General features: G+C 49.5%; 24 protein-coding genes. 12 read left to right on the plus strand and 12 right to left on the minus strand.

Going from position 1 to position 22,353, the window contains the following annotated elements:
• Position 1 precedes the first annotated feature (1 nt).
• Complete coding sequence (gene accB / locus AC1S52_RS07085; RefSeq protein WP_482028316.1) at positions 2-517, minus strand: acetyl-CoA carboxylase biotin carboxyl carrier protein; 516 nt, start codon at positions 515-517, stop codon at positions 2-4.
• Between the two features lie 121 nt (positions 518-638).
• Positions 639-1,196 carry an elongation factor P gene (gene efp / locus AC1S52_RS07090; RefSeq protein ID WP_482028317.1) on the minus strand — a complete coding sequence of 186 codons (558 nt, stop codon included), beginning with the start codon at positions 1,194-1,196 and terminating at the stop codon, positions 639-641.
• A 232-nt stretch (positions 1,197-1,428) separates the two neighbouring features.
• Between efp and AC1S52_RS07095 the strand changes: the two genes are divergently transcribed.
• The 3 genes from AC1S52_RS07095 to thiL all read left to right on the plus strand — a co-directional run bounded on the left by AC1S52_RS07095 (position 1,429) and on the right by thiL (position 4,212).
• Positions 1,429-2,541 carry a peptidylprolyl isomerase gene (locus AC1S52_RS07095; RefSeq protein WP_482028318.1) on the plus strand — a complete coding sequence of 371 codons (1,113 nt, stop codon included), beginning with the start codon at positions 1,429-1,431 and terminating at the stop codon, positions 2,539-2,541.
• Between the two features lie 259 nt (positions 2,542-2,800).
• Positions 2,801-3,124, plus strand: a complete 324-nt coding sequence (locus tag AC1S52_RS07100) for a hypothetical protein (protein ID WP_482028319.1) — start codon at positions 2,801-2,803, stop codon at positions 3,122-3,124.
• A 74-nt stretch (positions 3,125-3,198) separates the two neighbouring features.
• A complete protein-coding gene (gene thiL, locus AC1S52_RS07105; protein ID WP_482028320.1) occupies positions 3,199-4,212 on the plus strand; it encodes a thiamine-phosphate kinase in 1,014 nt (337 codons plus the stop codon).
• A gap of 97 nt (positions 4,213-4,309) precedes the next feature.
• On the opposite strand, the gene AC1S52_RS07110 is transcribed toward thiL, so the two are convergent.
• A complete protein-coding gene (locus AC1S52_RS07110) occupies positions 4,310-5,143 on the minus strand; it encodes a glutaredoxin family protein (RefSeq protein ID WP_482028321.1) in 834 nt (277 codons plus the stop codon).
• Between the two features lie 124 nt (positions 5,144-5,267).
• Between AC1S52_RS07110 and AC1S52_RS07115 the strand changes: the two genes are divergently transcribed.
• A complete protein-coding gene (locus AC1S52_RS07115) occupies positions 5,268-5,738 on the plus strand; it encodes a heavy metal-responsive transcriptional regulator (protein WP_482028322.1) in 471 nt (156 codons plus the stop codon).
• Between the two features lie 178 nt (positions 5,739-5,916).
• Here the strand turns inward: AC1S52_RS07115 and AC1S52_RS07120 are convergent, their stop codons facing one another.
• Positions 5,917-6,975 carry a glycosyltransferase family 4 protein gene (locus AC1S52_RS07120; protein ID WP_482028323.1) on the minus strand — a complete coding sequence of 353 codons (1,059 nt, stop codon included), beginning with the start codon at positions 6,973-6,975 and terminating at the stop codon, positions 5,917-5,919.
• Positions 6,976-7,122: 147 nt separating this feature from the next.
• Positions 7,123-8,097: a DMT family transporter gene (locus AC1S52_RS07125; protein ID WP_482028324.1), complete on the minus strand. Its 975-nt coding sequence runs from the start codon at positions 8,095-8,097 to the stop codon at positions 7,123-7,125.
• A 628-nt stretch (positions 8,098-8,725) separates the two neighbouring features.
• Between AC1S52_RS07125 and sppA the strand changes: the two genes are divergently transcribed.
• The 3 genes from sppA to AC1S52_RS07140 all read left to right on the plus strand — a co-directional run bounded on the left by sppA (position 8,726) and on the right by AC1S52_RS07140 (position 11,105).
• On the plus strand, positions 8,726-9,565 hold the full coding sequence (sppA, locus tag AC1S52_RS07130) for a signal peptide peptidase SppA (RefSeq protein ID WP_482028325.1): 840 nt from the start codon (positions 8,726-8,728) through the stop codon (positions 9,563-9,565).
• Between the two features lie 330 nt (positions 9,566-9,895).
• Positions 9,896-10,294, plus strand: a complete 399-nt coding sequence (gene aroH, locus AC1S52_RS07135; RefSeq protein ID WP_482028326.1) for a chorismate mutase — start codon at positions 9,896-9,898, stop codon at positions 10,292-10,294.
• A gap of 34 nt (positions 10,295-10,328) precedes the next feature.
• Positions 10,329-11,105 (plus strand): MOSC domain-containing protein, encoded by a 777-nt coding sequence (locus AC1S52_RS07140; RefSeq protein WP_482028327.1) that lies wholly within the window; start codon positions 10,329-10,331, stop codon positions 11,103-11,105.
• Positions 11,106-11,141: 36 nt separating this feature from the next.
• Here AC1S52_RS07140 and proS read toward each other — a convergent pair whose 3' ends face one another.
• Complete coding sequence (gene proS, locus AC1S52_RS07145) at positions 11,142-12,977, minus strand: proline--tRNA ligase (RefSeq protein WP_482028328.1); 1,836 nt, start codon at positions 12,975-12,977, stop codon at positions 11,142-11,144.
• Between the two features lie 196 nt (positions 12,978-13,173).
• Between proS and AC1S52_RS07150 the strand changes: the two genes are divergently transcribed.
• Positions 13,174-13,323 carry a hypothetical protein gene (locus AC1S52_RS07150; RefSeq protein WP_482028329.1) on the plus strand — a complete coding sequence of 50 codons (150 nt, stop codon included), beginning with the start codon at positions 13,174-13,176 and terminating at the stop codon, positions 13,321-13,323.
• Between the two features lie 195 nt (positions 13,324-13,518).
• Here the strand turns inward: AC1S52_RS07150 and AC1S52_RS07155 are convergent, their stop codons facing one another.
• The gene (locus tag AC1S52_RS07155; protein WP_482028330.1) at positions 13,519-14,382 is read right to left on the minus strand and encodes a phosphate/phosphite/phosphonate ABC transporter substrate-binding protein; all 864 of its coding nucleotides are present in this window, start codon (positions 14,380-14,382) and stop codon (positions 13,519-13,521) included.
• An 88-nt stretch (positions 14,383-14,470) separates the two neighbouring features.
• Here AC1S52_RS07155 and AC1S52_RS07160 point away from each other — a divergent pair, with 88 nt between their 5' ends.
• Positions 14,471-15,376 carry a c-type heme family protein gene (locus AC1S52_RS07160; RefSeq protein ID WP_482028331.1) on the plus strand — a complete coding sequence of 302 codons (906 nt, stop codon included), beginning with the start codon at positions 14,471-14,473 and terminating at the stop codon, positions 15,374-15,376.
• An 84-nt stretch (positions 15,377-15,460) separates the two neighbouring features.
• Here AC1S52_RS07160 and AC1S52_RS07165 read toward each other — a convergent pair whose 3' ends face one another.
• From AC1S52_RS07165 to rpmI, 5 genes are all read right to left on the minus strand, one after another.
• Positions 15,461-16,603 (minus strand): adenylate/guanylate cyclase domain-containing protein, encoded by a 1,143-nt coding sequence (locus tag AC1S52_RS07165; RefSeq protein WP_482028332.1) that lies wholly within the window; start codon positions 16,601-16,603, stop codon positions 15,461-15,463.
• A gap of 433 nt (positions 16,604-17,036) precedes the next feature.
• On the minus strand, positions 17,037-17,564 hold the full coding sequence (locus AC1S52_RS07170) for a tetratricopeptide repeat protein (protein WP_482028333.1): 528 nt from the start codon (positions 17,562-17,564) through the stop codon (positions 17,037-17,039).
• A gap of 222 nt (positions 17,565-17,786) precedes the next feature.
• On the minus strand, positions 17,787-18,575 hold the full coding sequence (locus AC1S52_RS07175) for a transporter substrate-binding domain-containing protein (protein WP_482028334.1): 789 nt from the start codon (positions 18,573-18,575) through the stop codon (positions 17,787-17,789).
• A 165-nt stretch (positions 18,576-18,740) separates the two neighbouring features.
• Positions 18,741-19,106, minus strand: a complete 366-nt coding sequence (gene rplT, locus AC1S52_RS07180; RefSeq protein ID WP_482028335.1) for a 50S ribosomal protein L20 — start codon at positions 19,104-19,106, stop codon at positions 18,741-18,743.
• Between the two features lie 121 nt (positions 19,107-19,227).
• Entirely contained in the window at positions 19,228-19,425 is a 198-nt protein-coding gene (gene rpmI / locus AC1S52_RS07185; RefSeq protein WP_482028336.1) for a 50S ribosomal protein L35, read from the minus strand.
• A gap of 353 nt (positions 19,426-19,778) precedes the next feature.
• Between rpmI and rimP the strand changes: the two genes are divergently transcribed.
• The 3 genes from rimP to AC1S52_RS07200 all read left to right on the plus strand — a co-directional run bounded on the left by rimP (position 19,779) and on the right by AC1S52_RS07200 (position 22,118).
• Positions 19,779-20,240, plus strand: a complete 462-nt coding sequence (gene rimP, locus AC1S52_RS07190; RefSeq protein WP_482028337.1) for a ribosome maturation factor RimP — start codon at positions 19,779-19,781, stop codon at positions 20,238-20,240.
• Between the two features lie 183 nt (positions 20,241-20,423).
• A complete protein-coding gene (nusA, locus tag AC1S52_RS07195; RefSeq protein ID WP_482028338.1) occupies positions 20,424-21,770 on the plus strand; it encodes a transcription termination factor NusA in 1,347 nt (448 codons plus the stop codon).
• 9 nt (positions 21,771-21,779) lie between these two features.
• Entirely contained in the window at positions 21,780-22,118 is a 339-nt protein-coding gene (locus AC1S52_RS07200) for a YlxR family protein (protein ID WP_482028339.1), read from the plus strand.
• Positions 22,119-22,353: the final 235 nt, after the last annotated feature.

Here is a 22,353-nt window from a genome sequence, read left to right on the forward strand (position 1 = left end):
CTTAGTCGGGGTTGACTCGCATCAAAATCTGACCGTATTCGACCGGCTGCCCATTTTGTACCAGAATCTCAACAATTTCTCCAGCCACTTCCGAGTCCAGGTCATTCATCAGCTTCATGGCTTCGATGATACAAACGGTTTGCCCTTTACGGATGCGATCGCCCAAGTCTACAAAGGGCGGTTCATCGGGGGATGGAGAACGGTAGAAGGTACCGACCATAGGTGACACAACTTCGAGCAGGCGGCGATCGCTGGTTGGCGGAGGCGACGACTGGCTAGGAGGAGCCACCGCAACTTCAGCCATATCCCTTGTAGCCGATCCGGCATCAACGCTGGGAGGGGAGGCAACCAAAGCTGGAGTGACTACTGCAAGAGAATTATTCGCTCCCCCAGCCTGCCCCTGGAAACCCCTCCGCACAGTCAATTCAAAATCAGCACTTTTCAGCGTTAGTTCCGCGATGTCTGTTTGGCTGATAGCGGTCAGTAGTTCGCGGAGTTCGTTCAAATCCAATGGCACAGTCTTCGTAGCTCCCTTCAATCACACCAGTGGTTTTCAAATAGATGTCAGGTGTCAGGGTTCGTGAATTATTTCAAGCTTGGGACGAACACCACTTAACCACTCAACCATCCATAACCGTCTATTCCCGTCCTAAATAGGCATCTGAGCGGGTGTCAATCTTAATGCGTTCACCAATTGAAATAAATAGAGGCACCATGACCTGTGCTCCCGTTTCCACAATGGCTGGTTTCGTCCCCCCGGTTGCCGTATCACCCTTAACACCCGGATCGGTCTGAGTCACTTCTAACACTACCGAATTCGGCAGCTCAACGCCCATAATCTGCTCATTCCAGCGGACTACGTTGATCTCCATCCCTTCTTTGAGGTATTTGACGCGATCGCCAATCTTTTCAGCCGTCAAACGGGACTCCTCATAGGACTCCATATCCATGAACACATAATCGGTTCCATCCTTATAGGTGTACTGCATCGTAATCTTTTCCAGGTTTGCCTGGGGCACCGTTTCACCGGCTCGAAAGGTACGTTCCAAAACCTTGCCAGTCTTGACGTTTTCAAGCGTGGTGCGCACAAATGCAGACCCCTTACCCGGCTTTACATGCAGAAAATCCCTAACCCGCCAGACCTCTCCGTCTAGCTCAATACTGACGCCGGGTCGAAAATCATTACTAGAGATCATGAGTCGTTTCTGGAGAAAATGCTTGGCACCTCATTTTACCCCTCTAGGGAGTCGTAAAGACGAAAGGATGATGGATGTATGGTAGAGCCGTACACCTTCATCCTTAACCTCACATGTCTCTCACTGTGGCAAGATATTGAGGTGAGGGCATCTGGGTTTTGAGGCTTCTTCTGTAAAGAGTGCCACACGGTCAGGGTGCCCGGACAGATGCCGAGTTTGAGCAATTTTTAATATGTTATTAAAAGGATTTGACCGCTTTCAATACTGGCTGAGAGCTGGAGTTACTCTGGTACTACTGTTGGTTTTGTCCCTGGGTCTTGGTGCAGCCGCCAAAAGACCTAGCAGTATGCCCGCCGGAAATGCAATTACAGATGGTAAAGCACTGCTGCGAAACGCATTGCCAATTGATAATTCTGCTATCCGAGAACTGCAAAAAAGTCTGGAGGATATTTCAGAACAGCTTCGGGCACAGCGCCGTTGGGGAGCCGTTTCGGGCGACATTAGCAAGGCATCCAGGCTTCTAAGTACCCGTGAGGTAGATTTGCTCGCTGGCATTCCTGATGTTCGCAAATCGGAGGCAGAAAGTCTGATTGCTCAACTGAAGGAAGGGATTCCCAAATTACAGGCAGCCAGTGATGCCAAAGAGCGGGATCAAGCCTTGACCGAACGAGGAAATTTGTTGAACCTGGTGGGGCTGCTTGAGGAAATGATGGTTCAAAAGTTTCCCTACGAGGTGCCGAAGGAATATAGCAATTTACCTCAACTCAAAGGGCGTGCCACCATTGAATTTGTCACAAACAAGGGCAAGCTGGTCGCCGTGGTTGATGGCTACAGTGCTCCAGTAACCGCCGGTAATTTTGTAGACCTGGTGCAGCGTGGCTTTTACAACGATTTACCCTTTACCCGCCAGGAAGACTCCTACGTTTTGCAGGTTGGCGATCCACCGGGTTCAGAGGTCGGTTTTATCGATCCCAAAACCAAGAAATATCGGGCAATTCCTCTGGAAGTCTTGGTGCAGGGAGATGAAGCTCCAACCTATGGAATTACTTTAGAAGACGCAGGGCGGTACAAGGATTTACCCGTGCTTCCCTTTTCTGCCTATGGTGCCCTGGCGATGGCACGCCCCGGTGAAGATCCGAATGGGGGTTCCTCCCAATTCTTTTTCTTCCTGTTTGAACCAGAATTAACCCCGGCAGGGTTGAACCTGCTGGATGGCCGCTACTCTGTTTTCGGTTTTGTGATTGAGGGGAAAGAGGTTCTGGGTCAACTAAAAGCGGGAGACAAGATTGAATCCGCCAAGGTGCTTAGGGGACTGGAGAATTTGGTGGAGCCGGGTACAGCTTGAGGTGGATGAGGGGATTTGGGTGGAAGTGTGAATAGTGGATGAGTGGATGGGTGGTCTCATCTATCTGTCTGGGACTTGTCCTCAGAACGGTTCTCTGTTTCCCTTGACTCCTGATTTCCCTGAGTCCCTTTTTACGGTTAACATCAAAAATCTAACAGGTTCCCCATCGACTCATTTTCCCACTCACTTTCTTTGTGTCTACTGGGTTGAGCCGTTACAGTAGAACAAGGAAGCGATCGCAACACCTTCAATTTTCTCTATGGTCATTCTGGAGTGGGTATTCATTGCTGGGGTTTGCGTACTGGTCAGTTCGGTACTGCTTAAATCTGTCAATAGTAGTCAGCAAAAGCAACGGTTGGAGAGAGCCTTCTACTACTTATTGGAGTCAGAGAATAGCTGTGTTTCTTTGATTCGGCTGGCGATCGAGGCGAAGGTGGATGCAGAGGTGACAAAACAGTTTCTCGATATTCAGGTCAAGCATTTTGGAGCAGAACTTGAGATCGATGCTGACGGGGATACTTTCTACCGATTTCCCAAACTGCGTCGATCGCCCCAGCTTGAATACCAGCGAGATGAGTGGTGAAAGTTAAACAAAGTTAAACACTGAAGGGTGAAGGCTGAAAACACCTCGCACCTCACACGAATAAAGGATTAAAGATGGGGCGGTTGGTCCAGGAAGTAGGGGAACAGGGGCTGCTGAAACGCTTGCAAGCCTTCTGCCCTGAGGAACTGGTAGGAGATGATGCAGCGGTTTTGACTCCATCCCCTGGGCGATCGCTCATCGTCACAACGGATGTTTTAGTGAATGGGGTTCATTTCAGTGATCAGACTACCAGCCCGGAGGACGCAGGCTGGCGGGCTGTAGCCGTGAACCTTTCTGACCTTGCCGCGATGGGAGCCACCCCCTTAGGGATTACAGTCGGTTTGGGTCTGCCGGGAACTACCTCGATTGAATGGGTAGAACGGTTTTATCAGGGAATGGTGGAGTGCTTGCAGCAGTATGGAACTGTGATTGCAGGAGGTGATGTGGTGCGATCGCCTGTGATCACAGTAGCGATCACAGCCCTGGGCGAAGCCGATCCTTCCCAGGTTATTCGTCGTTCTACCGCTCGACCTGGTGATGCCATTGTTGTTACAGGCTTTCATGGGGCTTCCCGCGCTGGCTTAGAGTTGTTGCTTCATCCCGAACTGGGACAATCTCTAAACGCAGGCGATCGCACCGCTCTAATCCGCGCCCACCAGCGCCCCATTCCCCGCTTAGACGTTCTCCCTTTACTTCCTCCCCTCCCCCCCTCCCCCTCTCCCCCCCTCCCTCCCACCGGCATGGACAGCAGTGATGGTTTAGCCGATGCCCTTGTCCAGATTTGCTGCGCCAGTGGGGTAGGGGCAATCGTGGAACGCAGTCAGATTCCAATTCCACCGATGTTACCTGCCTGGGTCGGTGCTGAAAAAGCGATGGAGTGGGCACTTTATGGCGGAGAAGATTTTGAGCTGGTGCTTTGCCTTCCTTTAGAAGCTGCTCAAACCCTGATTTCTAAGCTTGGCGAGGGAGCAGCCATCATTGGCACAATTACCCCAGGCTCGGAAGTCTGGCTAGTCGATTCGACAGGAGAATTTCCAGACCTTTCTCTCAATCTGGAACAGGGCTTTCAACATTTTTCAGATGGCTAACGCCCCCTTCACCCCTACAAACAACCCCGCAGATTAACCGGTCACATTTTGGTCGGGTGCAACGGGGTTGTTCTACTGCTTTCATAACACCCAGCATTTAAAGTTTTGGTATGCCTTGTCTACTACTGCGATCGCTTGTTTCCAGTTCAAGGATTTCTGGAGCAGAAACAGCATTAGGTTGCATAGACTTTAATTCCTGGACAGGAATTGAGGAGAAAATTAGGCTTGCTCCCATAACTGCCATAATTGCATTCTCAGCAAAACTGATAAGACCCAATGGGGCTTTGGAATTACCGCCCACACAAGCACAGTTCAATGCTAATTTGTCTATGTAAACTGCTTTAAAGACAGATGTAGCACCTGCTAGTCCAACAACTAGAGAACTGATACCTGTAGCTAAAGGAGCCACTCCAGACAGAAACCCTAACCCAACCAGTAACTCGATAAATGGGTAGGTTTTCCCATAAGGTTTGAAGCGCTTTGTCAGCAGGTCATATTTTTCAAAGCTGGTTGCAAACGCATTGATATCCATGAGCTTGAGTGAGGCAAGCATCGATAGGGAAATACCCATGAAACCTGTCATACCTAAGGATGTTGCCAGAGTAACCAACCCAGCAGTGGAAAAAAGTGCAATGACAGGGGTGTAGGAGTAATCCGGTTTCTCAGGAGATACTTGAAATCGTTCAGCCAAGTCAGAATATCCACCAATTCGTTCCTCTCCAAAGAAAATCTGGGGAGTTGTGGCAACGTTATGCTCAGCTTTGAAGGCATCTACCTCTTCTCGGGATCGCAATTTAATGTCTTCAAACTCAATTCCCTTTTCGGTTAGCAAGTTAGTGGCTCGAATTCCCCAGGGACACTCATGATCAGGGGTTGACATCCGATAGACTCTTACATTTCCGGTTACGTTGGGCTTTGTTAGTAAAGTCATAGGGGTTTCTCCTTGTTACTCAACAAGTCAAGGCTAAACCCTATAGTCAACTATAGAGTCAAGGGAGAATCGCTTAAGAAAATTGGCAGGAAAAGACTTGACCTTCTAGTCGGCTATAGAGTTTATGATGGATTTATTGAGTCGGCGAGAAACGATTATGACTGCCACTGCTTTCTTGAAAATTGGGGATATTGCCAAGCAAACCGGCGTTTCGGTTGGTACGTTGCGCTATTACGAAACGTTGAAGTTGTTGTATCCCATTGAACGAGGGGATAATGGCTATCGTTACTATAGTTTTGAGACAGTTCAGCAGGTTCAATTCATCAAAAAATCTCAAGCACTAGGATTTTCTTTGGAAGAGATCCGGCAGATTCTTGATGTCCGAGATCGCGGGGAACCACCTTGTTCATTGGTGCAAAATTTAATAAATCGCAAGATTGAGCAGTTGGAAGCACAAATCAAACAAATGACAGCGTTCAAGTTTGAGCTTGAAGAGTATCGCGATCGTTGGGCAGAAATTCCTGACTCCAGGCAAGATGATCGCGAAATTTGTCCTTTGATTGCTACTGTACCTCTACAACCTGATGTTGCTTAGCGTTAGCTCCCTAGCAACCCTTCTAGCATTCAGAAGCCTGTAGCCTGTAGGGTGGGCATTGCTTACAACACTGTATTGCTTAGTCCACAGACATTGTAGGCAATGCCCACCCTACGAGAAAAATCCTTCTATCCTGAACAGACATCGGGAATCTCGTCTACCAACGTGTCTATTTCGCTTAATTCGACAAAATATCGGCAAACCACTGATCCAGCCGATCGCCCATTGCATCGAGAGAATACTCCGCTTCTGCGTACTGGCGGCAGGTGAGCCGGTCAATGTGATCCAGGCGGGCGATCGCTTCGACCAACCCATCCACGCGATCGGGTTCGACCAGGTACCCAGTTTTGCCATCCACTACAATTTCCGCTGGTCCACCTCGACGGTAAGCAATCACCGGCACCCCGCAGGCAAGGGCTTCGATCGCCACATTGCCAAATGCCTCGATCCAGCGGGGAGTCATCACCAGTGCCCGACATTTCCCCAACTCCTGCTGAAGTTCGACAGTTGGCAAAAACCCTTCATAACTGACGGGTGCGTTGGGATACTGGTCGCAGATGTCCTGCCAGTAGTGAGCATCCTGTAACACCCCCCAGATTCTAAGCGGAATGTTCGTGACTTGTGCCGCCGCCACTGCGTCTTCCAGTCCTTTTTCGGGCGCAATCCGCCCCACCCAACCGAGGTAATTCTCAGGTTCCGGACAGAACTGGTAAAGGGATAGATCAAACCCGTTGCCCAGGCTGCGGCAGTGTGCCCCAAACGAGAAGGTTTCTGCCTGTGCCCGACTATGGACGGCAACCGTGCCGGGGTAATGAACCACAACCTGTTCAATTACCCGATCCATTGCGTTGGTGAGGGAACCCATGCTGACCAGATGGGCGATCGGACGGTGAAAAAATGGGGTCAGGTAAAAGGGCAGCCAGTCGTAGGCAAAGTTTAGCAGCAGATCATACCCATCCTGTACTTGATGGGCATAGCCCCATAGATTCGCTAATACGGAATCGGGGGGCATGGTGATCCAGGTGTCGCGTCCCTCACTCTGGGCAGTGGTTTGCAGTTCACCAGAAATTTCAACCACGGGAAAGGATGCGCAAACTGAACCTTTAGGAGCCACAATTTGAATCCTATGACCACGCTGAAGCAGGGTTTTGGCAATGTTGTGCAGAGTTAGCTCAACACCACCCCCCAGCCCGGAACCGAGGGGACCAACGGAAGTAGATAACAATAATAGATTCAAGCGAGTCTTGGAGGTAGAACAACAATGCGGTGTGCAACAATTTCCAGATCCCGGCATCTGTGAAATTTACTCTAGCCAATTACACGCAGATCAACGAGATGCCGGGGATCTTGGCTACCAAATTCACACTGCGTCACTCCTGCTTGGTTAATCGAGCGGGACCTTAGGCAAATTGACCATGGTTGTCTCAACTGGAGACGAGTGCCCCTGTTCTGGAATGGATATGTTCCGAATCTGATTAAATTTCTCAGTCAGAACATCCCGCTGATTAATCAGGTAAATACTCACCAACGTAAAACCAACCCCAGCCCACTGAACTGGACTCAGCATCTCGCCCAAGAACAAATTGCTAAACATAAGGGCAAAGACGGGGGTTAAAAAAGTGAGAGAACTGAGGCTAGTCAGGCTACCACTGGCGGCAAAGTAGAAGAATAGACCATAGGCGATCGCGCTTCCAAACACCGTCGAATAACCCATTGCGACCCAGTTTGACCAATCCAAATGGATAAACTGCTCAGTTTCAAGCTGAGACGAGAGGGCAAATAAGGGCAAACCTCCCAGAATCATGTGCCAGCCCGTCGCCGTTACCGGGTCAGCATGGCGACTGACGTAGCGCATAATCACCGTTCCGACAGCCATTGACAACGCTGCCAGCAACATCAACCACTGCCCATTCTGAAACAGATCACTCACCAGGTTGGCACCCAGTTGAAACCCTTCAGGCAATGAGCGATTTTGCAAAATTTCCAGAATCCATTCATCCGGCAGACCTAGAAAGCTAATTCCAGTGACGCCCAGTGCCAAGCCAAGCCAACCCCAAAAACCAATCCTTTCACCAAACAACCACAGAGCCATCAGGGCAACTGCAAGAGGCTGAGAGTCAATCATGACAGATCCCAAACCCGCGCCCGTTCTAACCAACCCCTCAGCCAGAAAGCCTTGAAATAGGGTCCCATCAATCAGCGCAAACAATGAAATCCAGAGCCATGCTGTCCACCCCTTTGGCTGCGGTTTGCCCATTAAAACCCCAACTGCCAGCACCAGCAAACCTGCCGGTACCAGTCGCACTCCTGCCATAAATAGGGGAGTCGTGTGGGGAATGACACCTTTCATCGCTACCATCGCCGTTCCCCAGAAGAAGAAAGGTGAGATGAGCAGAAGCGGAAATAGGGGCAGTTTTAGGTGAGAGAGCTTTGAGTCCATAAGCTGAAGGGCGACCTGAATTAGGATGTGGGACTGGAAAAAGTGAACCTACATAAAACCAGACTCGGACGAAAGAGTCGAAAGGTCGGGTAATGAGTAGTTGGCTAAACCAACCGTTAACTCAGTGTTGATGACCGAGTTGCTTGGCTCAGCTTTGAAAGATACTTTCTAGAATTGTAACTAATTTAAAGTTATGTTAAGTAAGCTGAGACATTATTTTAATCTACTGGTGGTTATAGAGCTTTCCCCATGCCGACCATTAAGCCGTTTAGGACTACTGGTTTATCAACGTTGTGTTTGTCAGTCTGGGATGGGAAACAGGTTATTATTTTGGGGTTTTCAGCTTACAAAATAATTTTTGACAGACCACTAGAACTTTTTTTTATTGAATTTGGCTAAAACTGCCATCCTTTCTTGGGATAAGGCACACTAGAAGATGGTGTCTGGTGGGGATCACTGACCAGAACTCCTTTAAGGTGAGGTCAGGCATCTGGTGATCCAGGTTGGTGGCAAAACTTTGTGATTTACTTGAACAATTATTTAATCTATGGTCTGGTTTATCAAACCCCGCTCTCGGAAACAAATTGCTCGAATTGAAGTAACAGGCGCGATCGCAGGCTCGACCCGTAAGCGCGTTTTGGAAGCCCTCAAGCAGGTTGAAGAACGAAAATTTCCGGCTCTGCTACTACGAATAGACAGTCCTGGCGGCACTGTGGGCGATTCCCAAGAAATTTACTATGCCCTCCGGCGGCTACAGCAAAAAACTAAAATTGTTGCCAGCTTTGGTAATATTTCTGCTTCGGGAGGGGTTTACATAGGGATGGGCGCTCCCTACATCATGGCGAATCCCGGTACGATCACAGGCAGCATTGGAGTGATCCTGCGGGGAAACAATCTAGAACGCCTGCTGGAGAAGGTTGGTGTTTCCTTTAAAGTCGTTAAGTCTGGTCCCTACAAAGACATCCTGGCATTTGACCGGGAACTGACTGACTCAGAAATGAATATCCTGCAAGAACTGATCGATATCAGCTATCAGCAGTTTGTGCAAACGGTTGCCGAAGCCCGTCAACTGTCCGAGGAAACCGTCAGAAGTTTTGCAGATGGTCGGATTTTTACCGGGCAGCAAGCACTGGAGCTTAAAGTTATAGACCGTCTGGGAACTGAAGAAGATGCCCGTCAATGGGCAGCAGAGCTTGCCGGACTAGACCCTGAAAAAGCCCGCTGCATTACTTTGGGGGAGCGTAAATCTCGTTTAAATCGTTTGCTTTCCAGGGATCAGATCGGCATCAGCCAGTTCGCGGCAATACCAGGGATGGCGGCAGGGGTAGAATGGCTGGAATTTGAGTTGAAAACCAGCGGGCTTCCTCTATGGATGTATAGACCTTAGGTGATTTCTGAAAAATAAAATCTAAAGCAAGATGGGCAAAAGCCATACGTGCCTCTCTGCCGCTGCTCTTTGCGATGGAAGCAAGACCCTTTGCCCATCCTACAATGATGGGTAAGTTCTTTTTGGTAAATCGTCTTAGCAGGCGTATCGGATGCCAGATGTTCAAGCGTCTGGCAACAGGAACCTTTAATTTTTCGGTAAGATAACGGGCTTTCCTACTGACGTTAGACAATTTTTCAGCCAAGATTGAGATCAAAGGCTCTTGTGATTGAGCTGCCCAAAGTTAAGATTTCAAGACAGAGTTTTGTTTTATTAAGCGGAGGAACGGGCGTGGGTTGGCGAGTTCGAGCAATTCGGGGGGCAACAACTGCCTCAGAAAATTCTAAAGAAGCAATTCGAGAAGCGGTTCACGAATTGTTGGATGAATTAGAAGCCTATAATCGAATCGACCCCGATGAAATTGTGAGCGCCACCTTTTCGGTCACACGGGATCTGGATGCCATTTTTCCTGCTACGATCGCCCGCGAACGCCCAAACTGGTCAAATATTCCTCTATTTGATGTGCAGCAGATGCATGTGGAAGGCAGTCTGGAGCGTTGCATCCGCCTCCTGATCCATTTCAACACCCCTGATCCAAACGTAGCCATCTATCATCCCTACCTCCGTCAGGCAAGAATCCTGCGTCCCGACTGGACTCTGACCCAGGCAGCATTATCTAAGAAGCAGTAAAACAACCCCTCTCTCACTCCTTACCCCCTACTCAATGCCCCACCTGGCGAACATCTTTATCTTCCCTATCAAGTCGCTGGATGGAGTGGCTGTTTCCGAGGCAGAGGTATTGGACAGCGGAGCACTTAAGGGCGATCGCGAGTTTGTGATTGTGGATGGGGAAGGGCATTACGTGAATGGTAAACGCAATGCAGCGATTCATCGGCTGCGTTCAATATTTGACCTGGAAGCACGTACTGTGACCTTAAGCCTGGAAGGCTCTGCTGAACCAGTCAGGTTTCACCTGGAGAGCGATCGCACCCCTTTGGAAGTCTGGTTAAGTGACTATTTTGGCTTCCCAGTCCGGCTCTTGCGAAATCTTGATGTTGGGTTTCCCGATGACACCCTCTCTCCTGGTCCAACCATTATCAGCACAGCCACCCTCAAGGCGGTAGCCAATTGGTTCCCAGACCTGAACCTGGAAGACATTCGTAAACGATTCCGAACGAACCTTGAAATTGGGGATACGGAAGCCTTTTGGGAGGATTGCCTGTTTAGCGAAGCAACCACTACCCTTCCATTTCAGGTCGGTGATGTCAGCTTTGAAGGCGTTAATCCCTGTCAGCGTTGTGTTGTCGTAACGCGAGATGCCCTCACTGGACAAGCCTATCCTGGGTTTCAAAAAGTCTTTATTACCCAGCGAAAAGAGTACCTACCAGACTGGGCACCCGCCTCCCGCTTTAACCATTTCTTCCGGTTAGCCGTCAACACTCGTGTTCTGCCATCTCCCACCAATAAGATTCTCAAGCAAGGAGATTCTGTTCGACGATAGGGAAGGGAGCAGGATGGGGGATTTATCCAATTTCCCCTACTCCACCTCATCCCCTATCCACTGCTGGATTGTCGTTACAACGGCTTCTAGAGGAATTTCTTGGGTTTCCTTAGTAGCGCGTTTTACCACTTCTACCTTGCCGTCCTTGAGGGCTTTGCCGGTCACAATTCGGTAAGGAATGCCGATGAGATCGGCATCTTTGAACTTAACGCCTGCCCGCTCTTCGCGATCATCCAGCAAGGTCTCGATCCCTGCCTGGTTGAGTTCCGCATATAGAGATTCGGCGGCTTTGACCTGCTCCGCATCATTGATGTTGGGAATCACCACGATCGCGTGATAGGGGGCGATGGACGGTGACCAGATAATTCCATCCTTATCATGGGACTGTTCCACGGCTGCCTGTGCTAAGCGGGAAACACCGACTCCGTAACAGCCCATCACCAGCGGTCGTTCCTCGCCCTGCTCATTGGTATAGGTGGCTCCCATCGCCACCGAGTACTTACTGCCAAGCTGGAAGATATGCCCAATCTCAATTCCACGGGCACTCTTCAAGGTCTGAGTCGGATCGTGGAGGGCGCGATCGCCCGCCTTCGCCTTCCGCACATCTACAACCTGTTCCGGTTGTTCAAATTCCTGACCCCAGTTTGCCCCAACGATGTGGTAGCCCGCTTCATCTGCCCCGGTGGCAAAGTTCTTCAAATCCACAGCAGTTTTATCGATCAGCCGCAAAAACTTGGGAGCAACCTGAGAAGTAGCTTTTGCCCCAACGGGCTGAGGTTGTGCCGCCCGAATGTAGCGATCGGGTAAATTGGGTGCCAGGTATCCCAGGGGCAAAGGCTGTGCTGCCCATTTCTCCTGCTCAGAAGCATCGGGTACAGTCAGCACCAGTACTGTATTGGCACGATAACGGTCTGCCAGTTTAGTCAACTCATTTTGTAGCTTCACCTCGTTCACGTCCTGGTCGCCTCGAATGTTGACCAGCACCAGTACCACTACCCCGTTATCGTAGACTGCCTGGTACAGGACATTCTTAACCACATTGGTAGGAGAGCACTTGAGAAACTTGCACATCTTCTCAATCGTCTCAGTGCCCGGAGTTTCTCGCTTTTCGTAGCTTTTGAAGGGAGAAGGCTCAACCTCAGGCGGCAGGGAAATCGCTTTCTCGACATTGGCAGCGTATTTGCCGTCATCTGTGTAAAGAATTTCATCTTCCCCGGCATCTGCCAGCACCATGAATTCCTGGGAACCCGAACCGCCGATCGCCCCTGAGTCTGCCTCCACTGCTCGAAACTTCAAACCACAGCGGCGCAGCATATTACTGTAGGCGTGGTGCATGGTGTGGTAGGTCTGTTTCAGACTTTCCTCATCTGTATGGAAGGAGTAGCCGTCCTTCATAATGAACTCTCGCCCCCGCATCAGACCAAATCGAGGGCGAATCTCATCCCGAAACTTTGTCTGAAGCTGATACAGGTGCAGGGGAAGCTGTCGGTAAGAACGAATCATATCGCGGGCAACGGTCGTAATCACTTCCTCATGGGTGGGTCCCAATCCCATCTCCCGTTCCTGACGGTCAACCAGGGAAAACATGATCCCTTCTGCTTTTGTATAGGTATCCCACCGTCCTGACTCTTTCCACAGATCGGCAGGCTGCAACTGGGGTAGCAGACACTCCATTGCTCCTGTCGCGTTCATTTCTTCCCGCACAATCTTCGACACCTTTTGCAGCACCCGCCACATTAACGGCAGATAGGCATACACCCCACTGGCAATGCGTCGAATATATCCTGCTCTTAGCAGCAGCTTATGACTGGGAATTTCCGCCTCCGCCGGATCCTCCCGCAGAGTCACAAATAGCATTTGAGACAGTCGCATCGCCGTTTCCTTTTCAGAATTTAATCATCATCTCAGTCTAGCAGTGAGAGGAGTGAGGAGTGAGGGGTGGGGGTGAGGACTGAGGGGTGAGGGGTGAGGAGAGTTATAGTTGTTGGTTGTTAGGCAACCTTCTGTGATTGCCTGACTCTGCCTAGCCCTCTCCCAAGGAGCTAGGGTGAGGGCAGAAATCTCTGAAATGGTTGAGGTAGTGAAGTTTGACCCAACGGTTGAACAGGGCAACAGCAAAGATCTAGGGGCGGCAGGAGCCGCAAAATCGGGGGACCTGTCCCCCGCACCCCCTGCTGAGGGACGGTTGCGTCCCCCAGACCCCCTCCAAAAGGGTTGATCGGTAAGAGTGTTAGCATCCGAAAGGTTATCTACATCAAGTGTTGAGTGGGTTTTGCGTAATGGATAGTCCCAAGGGGCGGGGGAACAAGAGTTCTGGCTCCCTTAAGGGTTGGGGATGAGGGCACTCCTCACTCCTCCACCCTCTCTAACAACTAAATAACCAACAAACAACAACTAATCCCCCTGTACCCTGCTACTGATACAGGGGTGCAGGCTTTTGATTAATTCGTGCTTCAATCGGTTTCACTTTTTCAATGAAGGTGATCAAATTTTTATAATCCGGGGGCTGGGCATTGGGGATATAGCCGACCTCCTGGGCGATCGCGGGCACCACTTCATTCATTGCTTGCTGGATGGATCGCTGCTGGTTGCGTTCCACGGCTGGGCTAATCAGCACAGAGCCAGCCGGGATACGGCGACTGGTGAACAGGACTCGAAACTCGGTGGGGGTGAACTCAGACCGGAAGCGATCGTACTCTTCCTTTGCCAATGCCCCCACGGCGACTTCTCCTTTTGCCACCCACTCTAAGACCGTTTTGGGGGTTGGGGCAGTTCTGACCTCGGAGGGGGTGGTGCCATATAGCTCATATAGGGGGACGTAGTAGCCCGTTGCAGAACCGGGTTGTCCTAAGGCAACGGATTGACCAGTGACATCCTGAATTTTTTGAATTGGACTATCTTTCAACACAACCAGCACAGAAGCCAGGTTATTCACTCCCTGGAGTGGGTATAGGGGAAGATAGTTGGCTCTGGAAATGGCGATCGCAGCCAGCCCCGGTGGTGCAAATACGAGCGACCACACCTGGCGCTGGATTTGTTCAACTGCCTTCACTTCGTTATAGGCAGGCTCAACTTCGATTAAGGTTTTTAGCTTGGTTTCCAGAAATTGCACAAAACGCTGGTATTGATCTAGAGAGCGTGCTCCTTCGCCATAGGCAACCACCCCAATGATTAACCTTCCCAGTTTTTCAGGGCGATCGGATTGAGAAGCAGCACAGCCTGCCAGAAATAGCAAACTGTTTATCAGCAAAGAACGGCGAGAGATCATTGGTGGCATGGCAGGCGACATAGTTCAGTCGAATTCCTGTGATTCAGAATTCAGACTATAGAGCGTATTATCTACGAAGAGGTTTCTGGAAACGGCAATGCTCAAAAAGCTTAAACTCAGTCGAAAGTTCAACGTTTTGTTGCTGGCGGTGTTTCTGGGTGCCGTCATCTTAAGCGGCATCGCCTTTTCAGCGATGCTGAACTACAATGCAGAACGCGAAGTGACTGCAAAAGCAAATTTGCTGCTTCAAACGATGCTCTCGGTGCGTGACTATACGTTGACCCAGGTTAACCCGGAACTTGCACCCAGGCTGGAAGTAGAGAACCAATTTTTGCCCCAGACCGTCCCTGGTTACTCCGCTCGCGAAGTGATGGAAGGGCTGCGCAAAAACCAGCTATATTCAGACTTTTTCTATAAAGAAGCGACCCTGAACCCGACCAATCTGCGAGATAAAGCAGATGGCTTTGAGACAGGGTTAGTCGAACAATTCCGCCAAAACTCAAAGCTGAAGGAACTCACGGGTTATCGTTCCTCTCCCGCTGGCGACCTGTTCTATATTGCTCGACCGATTCAAATTACAAAAGATAAAGAAAGCTGTTTGCGTTGCCACAGCACGCCTGAAGCGGCACCCAAGAGTCAGATCGAAACCTATGGCAGCACTAATGGTTTTGGCTGGAAGTTAAACGAAATTGTGGGTGCCCAGATTATCTCGGTTCCTGCAAGCGGCATTCTTAACAGTGCGCGCCGCTCAATTCTGGTGTTTGTGGGAATTCTGGCAACCGCTTTTGCGATTACGATGTTGGTGATCAATTGGTTGTTGAGAAAGACGGTGATCCGCCCGTTGAATAAAATGGCGAAAACAGCCAACGAAGTCAGTATGGGTAATATGGATGCCAGCTTTGAGCAAAACTCAGAAGACGAGATTGGCAATCTTTCCGAAGCGTTTAACCGGATGAAAACCAGTTTGGTGATGGCAATGAAAATGCTAGGACGAGGCGAGTAGTGTTCCGTCAGGAAAATTTTGATGGGTCGCAGACCCTCAAAATTTAACCCTCACTACCTTCCTGGGTATTCGCTACCCGTCAAATTAAGTTTGACACCGCAGTAGTTCGCGGCGGAAGGAGGCACTTGCTTCTGGATTGGGCAAATGGGTCACCAGCGCATCAATCAACTGGCTACGAGATAAATCCTTTTGTTGGGACAGCGTTCGTTGAACGATGAGCGGGGCGATCGGTCCAATGGCTTTCGTCAGTTCTAATTCACAACGCTTAACGAAGTCAGGGGCGATCGCATTAGCAGACCTGGCAACAGATGGTTTTTCTGGGAGCACTGGCTGAGGAGGAGGTTGGACAGGCGGGCGATCGCTGTCTGCCTGCAACAGCCGATCAGCGCTCTCTCGAAATGGTTTCTGTAAATGGTCGGGCAGGTGAGTCAGCAGACGTTCTATCAACTCCTGGTAGCTTTCTGCTTGTTCTAGCGCCTGTTGCAGCACAACAGTAGCGATCGGACCAATCGTCTCAGTTAACAAACGCTCCAAAGATTTCCTGGGTTTATCTGCTAGCGTAAATCCCTCAATCCCTCTATTGCTGCCTGCCTCAAGTGGAAGCTCATCATCCTTTGCCCCAGCCGATTCGTTTAGGGTTCTTTCTAACCCACTTTTCAAGGTCGTTGTCGTCTTTTTCTGCGCCGCCAGAACAATCTGGTAAATCGGAACGGCTTCCTGGATATGCTTAAGTTCTCGCGGTCCCAGGTAAGTTGCCTGCAATGCCAACCGCTTTTTAACCACGTCATAGACTATTTGGGAAAGGCAAACACCACCCGGTTCTGCCTCAGATTGCAGACGGGCAGCAATATTCACCCCATCGCCCATAACATCCGTTGGGCTAACAAAGACATCTCCCAGGTGAATCCCAATCCGGTGCTGTAAAACATCTTCCTCGGGCAAATTGGCTGCTTTTGCCGCGATCGTCTTCTGCACCTCCAGAGCACAAGCAACCGCCTGAACTGCACTCGTGAAATACATCAGCAGACCATCCCCTGTAAACTTCAACACCCGCCCCTCGTACTGCTCACAGAAGCGGGTCATCAGTTCCAGGTCACGCTGCACTAACTTGAGCGTATGTTCCTCATTCCGAGACATCTTGCCGCTGTAATTGACTACGTCAGAAAAGACGATCGCCGCAAGCGTTCGATGTCCGTGGAGGGATTGCTGATCGTACTCCGTACCCATGAGTGTAATGTAGCTCCCATGAGATATATCCAGAGAGTACCTTATCCTTCCCGGAAACACAGACTATTTTGTTGAGAAATTCGCCTTCACTTCATACTGAAAAGAGATTGAGTCCACACATAGAACAGGAATCAATCTCTTTCAAGGAAGTCAAATTATAGAAAGCGCTTATCTGGAAGCTCTTAGTACGTTGTCAAATTAAATTTGACAGGTAGCGAATACCCAGAAAGTTAATGATGGCTAAATTTTGAGGGTCTATGACCCGTCAAAATTTTCCTGACGGAACACTAGTGGTTCACCAAAGGAATGGTGCCTCGTAATCTAAATCCAGAAAAACCAATTTGCGGGGTTTTGAAGGGTTGCAACCCTTCAAAATCTGCTTGGCAGTCAAAAGCTAGAAGCTTTTGACTTTTGTTTTTTCTGTTTTACCTGCTTAAGTGGAAGGTACCAATCGTTTTCTCAGAGAATCTGCCCGACGCTTAGCTGTACTGTTCTTTGGATCCACTGCCAGCACTTGATCGTATGCCTCTAGAGCCTGCGCGGTGAGCTGTTTTCGCTCATAGGCATGACCAATGTTATTAAGCGCCGTAACGTAATTAGGTTCAGCCTTGAGCGCCTCTTTATACTGACGAATTGCCAGATCATACTGCTCCTGAGCAAAGTAGGCAAAACCCAGTGCATTGTAAACTAACGCACTGTCCGGCTCTGTTAAATCCTCTGCCTTGAGCGATTTCTGGAAGAGGGCGATCGCTTGAGCATAAATTTTCTTGTCCAGGTAAATGCTGCCCAGCTCGTAATACTCCTGTGCGGTTCCTTTATCTTTCGCCAACTTGGACTGCAATCGATTGAGGGCAGTCTCTACTCGCCGTGTTTTCAAAATTTGACTAAATACGGCCCAAGCTGCCAGCGACAACAGCACAAGCAATAAAGAAACATAAATAACGGGAAAGGAATTTTTCATATTTACCGCCAGCTTTTCCAAACGCGAAGTCAAAACAGGCTATTCATCAACCTACAACAATTTGAGTGGCTTAGGGAGGAATTTTTGGGAGAGGAGGTGTTAGGAGTGCGGAGTCAGTAGCCCTTTGCTTTTTGGCTTCTGCCTTTTGCCATTTCCCATAATCTGTTGTGTACTTCAAAACTCTCAACTCTCAACTCTCAATCTCATCCCCCTCCTCCCCTTTTAAGGCAGTCCCCAATAAGTTGCCCGCTCCTTCAACCATCCTTCTACCTGCCAGCGAGTCAAGATTTCATTGATTCGTCGGCGCAGTTCGTCGTACTGAATACCTTTTGGCAGGACGATGCAGAGAGGTTCAACCGAAAGGGTGGGGGTCAGCAGACGGTATTGGGGATTTTCCTGCACCCAACCGCTCAAGACGCTAGCATCGGCAGCAAAGGCGATCGCTTGGCCACTTTCCAATAACGATCGGGCAGCTTCATAGGAGGGTACTCCAATCAGCTTTGCCTGAGGCAGACGGTTGCGAATCAGGGGAATCGTGCTGGAGTTATCCAATACCGCGACCACCTGATTGGTGAGATCGAGTAGGGTTTGAAGCTTAGAATTTTGGGTAACCAGGGCTGTGCCGTCTCGATAGTAGGGAATGCTGAAAGCAACAATACGCGATCTCATCGGGGTAATCGTGACTCTGGCAATCACAATATCTACCTGACCGTCCAGCAAAGTTCCAATCCGATCCTGGTTCAGTACGGGCACCAGCACCAATGCATCTGGGCGCCCCAGGAGTTCTTGAGATAGCCGTTGAGCAATGTCAATTTCCAGTCCTTGCAATTGCCCATCCGATCCCCGAAATCCCAGTGGAATCAAATTATCTTTGACTGCAACCCGCAGTTGTCCCCGTGACTGAATCGTTTTTAGATCTTCAGCAGCAGTAAAGGGGGATGCCAACAAAGTCATCCCCACCAAACCAATGCCGAACCCCCAACTTAGTGACCGTAAAACGTTCCTGGACATGCCAGATAGCGCTCAAAAATGTCCTTAAAGCCTGCGCCAGAACTGCCTGGGAACAGCCCTAAGTTTTAACAATAGAAGACTTTTTGGATAAGCTCTTAAACCTCATCAACTTAGAAACCCATAGGTTTTCCTGGAAAATCTCCAGTTCTCAACCTGGATGAGGATTTAAGCTGCTTTTTTGCCAACCTGACTGACCACCTGTAAAACCTGATCAAAACCAGCCGGGTCAAGAATTGCCATCTGTGACAGCATCTTACGATTGATCTGAATGTTTGCTTTCTTCAACCCACCCATCAGTTGACTGTAACTGATGCCATGCTGACGAGCGGCTGCATTAATGCGGGTAATCCAAAGACGACGAAAGTCACGCTTGCGCTTGCGGCGATCGGCATAGGCATAGCGTAAAGCTTTCATCACCTGCTGGTTGGCTGTACGGAACAGGCGATGGTGAGATCCCCTGAACCCCTTTGCCAACTTTAAAATCTTTTTGCGGCGTTTACGAGCCACATTGCCGCGCTTTACCCGTGCCATGATTCCTGGTTCCTCTGCATTCCAAAGTTTAAGTTGAAAGTTTTGAATTTTGAGCGCTGGGTTTCAAGTTATGAAAGTCGATAAGCTTCAACTCATAACTCAAAGCTGACAACTCAGAACTCTAAAGATACGGGAGCATTAAATGAACATTGCCAGCATCCCGCTCATCTACGACTGCCATCCCTGCAAGACGACGCTTGCGAGAAGCACTTTTATGCTCCAACAAGTGGCTTCTAAAGGTTTTACGACGCATGACTTTTCCGGTTCCGCTCGCTCTGAAGCGTTTAGCAGCAGATTTGCGGCTCTTTAGCTTAGGCATATTTCTTCAATTAAACACAGTCTTCTATCTTACAATACCCTTCTCTAGCAACGCAACCTTTATAAACGCAAGCTTTATAAAGGTTGGCTAGCAATTTCTACCGAGGTAGAAACCTGGAGGCAGGAACCAGGAAATAAACCCTTGAGTCCATTCACCAGTATTTCTGCTTGACTACGGTTAGCGATTTGGGTTTAGCGCAATTACAACAGTAACCTTCGTCACTTCTCATAAGTTGAGCTAGACTAAATGGCGTAGCCTCTGGGAAATCCCTGTGGCGTTTCCTGGTTTCATGAAAGTTTTTGTTTCATGGGAAGTGGGTTTTCACCCACTTTTTTTATTTCACATTAATCTTCATGACTCATCCCTTGATTCCAAAAATCATTGATCTGGCAAACCCTGTAGCAAGCGCTCTGGGTTTAGAGGTGGTTGGAGTTGTTTTTCATACAAACCAGCATCCACCTGTCTTGCGGGTGGATATCCGCAATCCTGCTCAAGACACCAGTTTGAATGACTGCGAACGGATGAGCCGCGCCCTGGAAGAAGCTCTAGATGAAACGGAAGTGATTCCTGATGTTTACGTGCTTGAAGTTTCCAGTCCGGGGATCTCTCGTACCTTAACCACTGACCGCGAATTCCATTCTTTCAAGGGGTTTACTGTCATTGTCAACACATCACAACCCTATGCAGGACAGCAGGAATGGATTGGGCAACTCATCCGTCGGGATGAAGTCGCCGTTCACTTAAACCAGAAAGGACGGGCGATCGCGATTCCCGCCAACCTTGTTACAAAAGTTCAGTTATTTGAGCCGCACTGAAGTGCGAGGTGTGAGGCGAAAGGGGGGTTGGTTGTGAGTTGATTAGATTGACCCTCCATCCATATCATCCAACCCTTTACTCCTCCACCCATTCTCTATAACTCTCAAATTAAAGTTCTGAACTTTCTAACTCTTTCCCGTTTCATCATTTTTTCCTCATACAGAACGAAATGGAGCTTCCCTATGTCCATGGTTACCCTTCCCGGACTCCGAGACATGATTGACAACATCAGCCGAGAGCGGAATCTGCCCAAGTTGGCAGTTCAGGCAGCGCTGAGAGAAGCACTGCTGAAGGGATATGAGCGTTACCGCCGGACTCAACGAATGGAAAACCCGGCTTTTGACGATGAGTACTTTTCTAACTTTGAGGTCGAGTTAGACGTAGAAGAAGAGGGATTCCGCGTCCTGGCGACCAAAACCATCGTAGAAGAGGTGTCTGATCCCGATCATGAAATCTCACTTCAGGAAGTGCGCGAGGTAGCAGAGGAGGCGCAACCAGGACAGGAAGTGGTTTTGGATGTCACCCCAGACCAGGGTGAATTTGGTCGGATGGCAGCCATTCAAACGAAGCAGGTTCTGGCACAGAAGTTACGTGATCAGCAGCGAAAGCTCGTACAGGAAGAGTTTCAAGATTTGGAAGGGACTGTGCTTCAGGCACGAGTGCTGCGGTTTGAGCGACAGTCCGTGATTATGGCAGTCAATAGTGGCTTTGGGCAGCCAGAGGTGGAGGCGGAACTCCTGAAGCGCGACCAGCTTCCCAATGATAACTACCGGGCGAACGCAACCTTTAGGGTTCTGCTGAAACGGGTTTCTGAAGGATCCCATCGGGGTCCGCAACTATTGGTGTCTAGAGCAGATGCCGGTTTGGTCGTGTATCTGTTCGCCAATGAGGTGCCTGAAATTGAGGATGAAATTGTTCGGATTGTAGCGGTTGCTCGGGAAGCGAACCCGCCGTCTCGCTTTGTCGGACCCCGCACAAAAATTGCCGTTGATACCCTGGAACGGGATGTTGATCCGGTAGGCGCTTGCATTGGTGCCAGGGGATCTCGAATTCAGGTCGTTGTCAATGAACTGCGGGGCGAGAAGATTGATGTCATTCGCTGGTCGCCTGACCCTGCCACCTATATTGCCAATGCCCTCAGTCCGGCACGGGTAGACGAAGTCCGCCTGATTGATCCAGAAGGGCGGCAGGCACATGTTCTGGTGGCAGAGGATCAGCTCAGTCTAGCGATTGGCAAGGAGGGGCAAAATGTTCGTCTAGCTGCTCGGTTAACCGGCTGGAAGATTGACATTAAAGACTCTGCCAAGTACGACTATGATGCAGAGAATAGTAAGATTGCGGCTGCTCTAGAAGAACGCCGTCAGGTACAAAGTGCTTATGTAGAAGCGTTTGATGAGGAGGCAGTTGAGGAGGAAGAGGTAGATTTTGATTATGAAGATGAATCGCCGGTTGAAGAGGAAGTAACGGTTTCGGGTGCCACGGCTGATGGTTCGGGTTCTGAATCTGATGCTGCGCTAGAACGTCCCTAAAGGATCTCAATGGAGCCTAACTATCGCCGTTGTTTAAGTTGTCGCAGGACGGCTCATCGGAGTGAATTTTGGCGAATTGTCAGACTTCACCCCTCCGAGACTGTTGTATTGGATCACGGAATGGGGCGATCGGTCTATCTGTGTCCTCAAGCGAACTGCTTACAAGCGGCACAGCGCAAAAACAGACTAGGGCGGGTACTTAAGGCACCAGTACCAGAAGCCGTTTATAAGCTATTGTGGGATCGCCTGCATCAGGCACTAGTGGATTTGAAGGCAGACTCAGGAAATCTTGAGATGACTCTTAAGAGGACTGACAGGCAAGAGGCTGACTCAACTACTCTAAATTAGGTAGACTATGGCTAGCAGTAGTCTGCAAATTGGTTTTTCTGGGTTTAGATGACCAGGCAAAGTTCCTTCGGTGAACCACTAGGTTACACTGTAGGTTGGGTAGATTGTTAGCAAGTTCCAGTATTGAGAGGGCAACTATTCATTTTGATTGTTAAAGTATTGACTTCACTGATTCAGTCAGGTTCTACACCACTGAGCATGGTGTCTTCCTTCTCATCATTTCGCGCATCTCAGC

This window comes from Kovacikia sp. CALU 1929 (assembly GCF_056784235.1).

Excerpts from the sequence above, each read along its gene's own strand:
- AC1S52_RS07170 (WP_482028333.1), bottom strand. The coding sequence starts at position 17,564 with ATGAAAAATTCCTTTCCCGTTATTTATGTTTCTTTATTGCTTGTGCTG.
- AC1S52_RS07175 (WP_482028334.1), bottom strand. The coding sequence starts at position 18,575 with ATGTCCAGGAACGTTTTACGGTCACTAAGTTGGGGGTTCGGCATTGGT.
- thiL (WP_482028320.1), top strand. The coding sequence starts at position 3,199 with ATGGGGCGGTTGGTCCAGGAAGTAGGGGAACAGGGGCTGCTGAAACGC.
- AC1S52_RS07115 (WP_482028322.1), top strand. The coding sequence starts at position 5,268 with ATGATGGATTTATTGAGTCGGCGAGAAACGATTATGACTGCCACTGCT.
- rimP (WP_482028337.1), top strand. The coding sequence starts at position 19,779 with ATGACTCATCCCTTGATTCCAAAAATCATTGATCTGGCAAACCCTGTA.
- AC1S52_RS07140 (WP_482028327.1), top strand. The coding sequence starts at position 10,329 with ATGCCCCACCTGGCGAACATCTTTATCTTCCCTATCAAGTCGCTGGAT.
- efp (WP_482028317.1), bottom strand. The coding sequence starts at position 1,196 with ATGATCTCTAGTAATGATTTTCGACCCGGCGTCAGTATTGAGCTAGAC.
- AC1S52_RS07155 (WP_482028330.1), bottom strand. The coding sequence starts at position 14,382 with ATGCCACCAATGATCTCTCGCCGTTCTTTGCTGATAAACAGTTTGCTA.
- nusA (WP_482028338.1), top strand. The coding sequence starts at position 20,424 with ATGTCCATGGTTACCCTTCCCGGACTCCGAGACATGATTGACAACATC.
- AC1S52_RS07110 (WP_482028321.1), bottom strand. The coding sequence starts at position 5,143 with ATGACTTTACTAACAAAGCCCAACGTAACCGGAAATGTAAGAGTCTAT.
- AC1S52_RS07200 (WP_482028339.1), top strand. The coding sequence starts at position 21,780 with ATGGAGCCTAACTATCGCCGTTGTTTAAGTTGTCGCAGGACGGCTCAT.
- AC1S52_RS07150 (WP_482028329.1), top strand. The coding sequence starts at position 13,174 with ATGGTTGAGGTAGTGAAGTTTGACCCAACGGTTGAACAGGGCAACAGC.
- rpmI (WP_482028336.1), bottom strand. The coding sequence starts at position 19,425 with ATGCCTAAGCTAAAGAGCCGCAAATCTGCTGCTAAACGCTTCAGAGCG.
- proS (WP_482028328.1), bottom strand. The coding sequence starts at position 12,977 with ATGCGACTGTCTCAAATGCTATTTGTGACTCTGCGGGAGGATCCGGCG.
- rplT (WP_482028335.1), bottom strand. The coding sequence starts at position 19,106 with ATGGCACGGGTAAAGCGCGGCAATGTGGCTCGTAAACGCCGCAAAAAG.
- AC1S52_RS07125 (WP_482028324.1), bottom strand. The coding sequence starts at position 8,097 with ATGGTAGCGATGAAAGGTGTCATTCCCCACACGACTCCCCTATTTATG.
- sppA (WP_482028325.1), top strand. The coding sequence starts at position 8,726 with ATGGTCTGGTTTATCAAACCCCGCTCTCGGAAACAAATTGCTCGAATT.
- AC1S52_RS07160 (WP_482028331.1), top strand. The coding sequence starts at position 14,471 with ATGCTCAAAAAGCTTAAACTCAGTCGAAAGTTCAACGTTTTGTTGCTG.
- AC1S52_RS07100 (WP_482028319.1), top strand. The coding sequence starts at position 2,801 with ATGGTCATTCTGGAGTGGGTATTCATTGCTGGGGTTTGCGTACTGGTC.
- AC1S52_RS07095 (WP_482028318.1), top strand. The coding sequence starts at position 1,429 with ATGTTATTAAAAGGATTTGACCGCTTTCAATACTGGCTGAGAGCTGGA.
- AC1S52_RS07165 (WP_482028332.1), bottom strand. The coding sequence starts at position 16,603 with ATGGGTACGGAGTACGATCAGCAATCCCTCCACGGACATCGAACGCTT.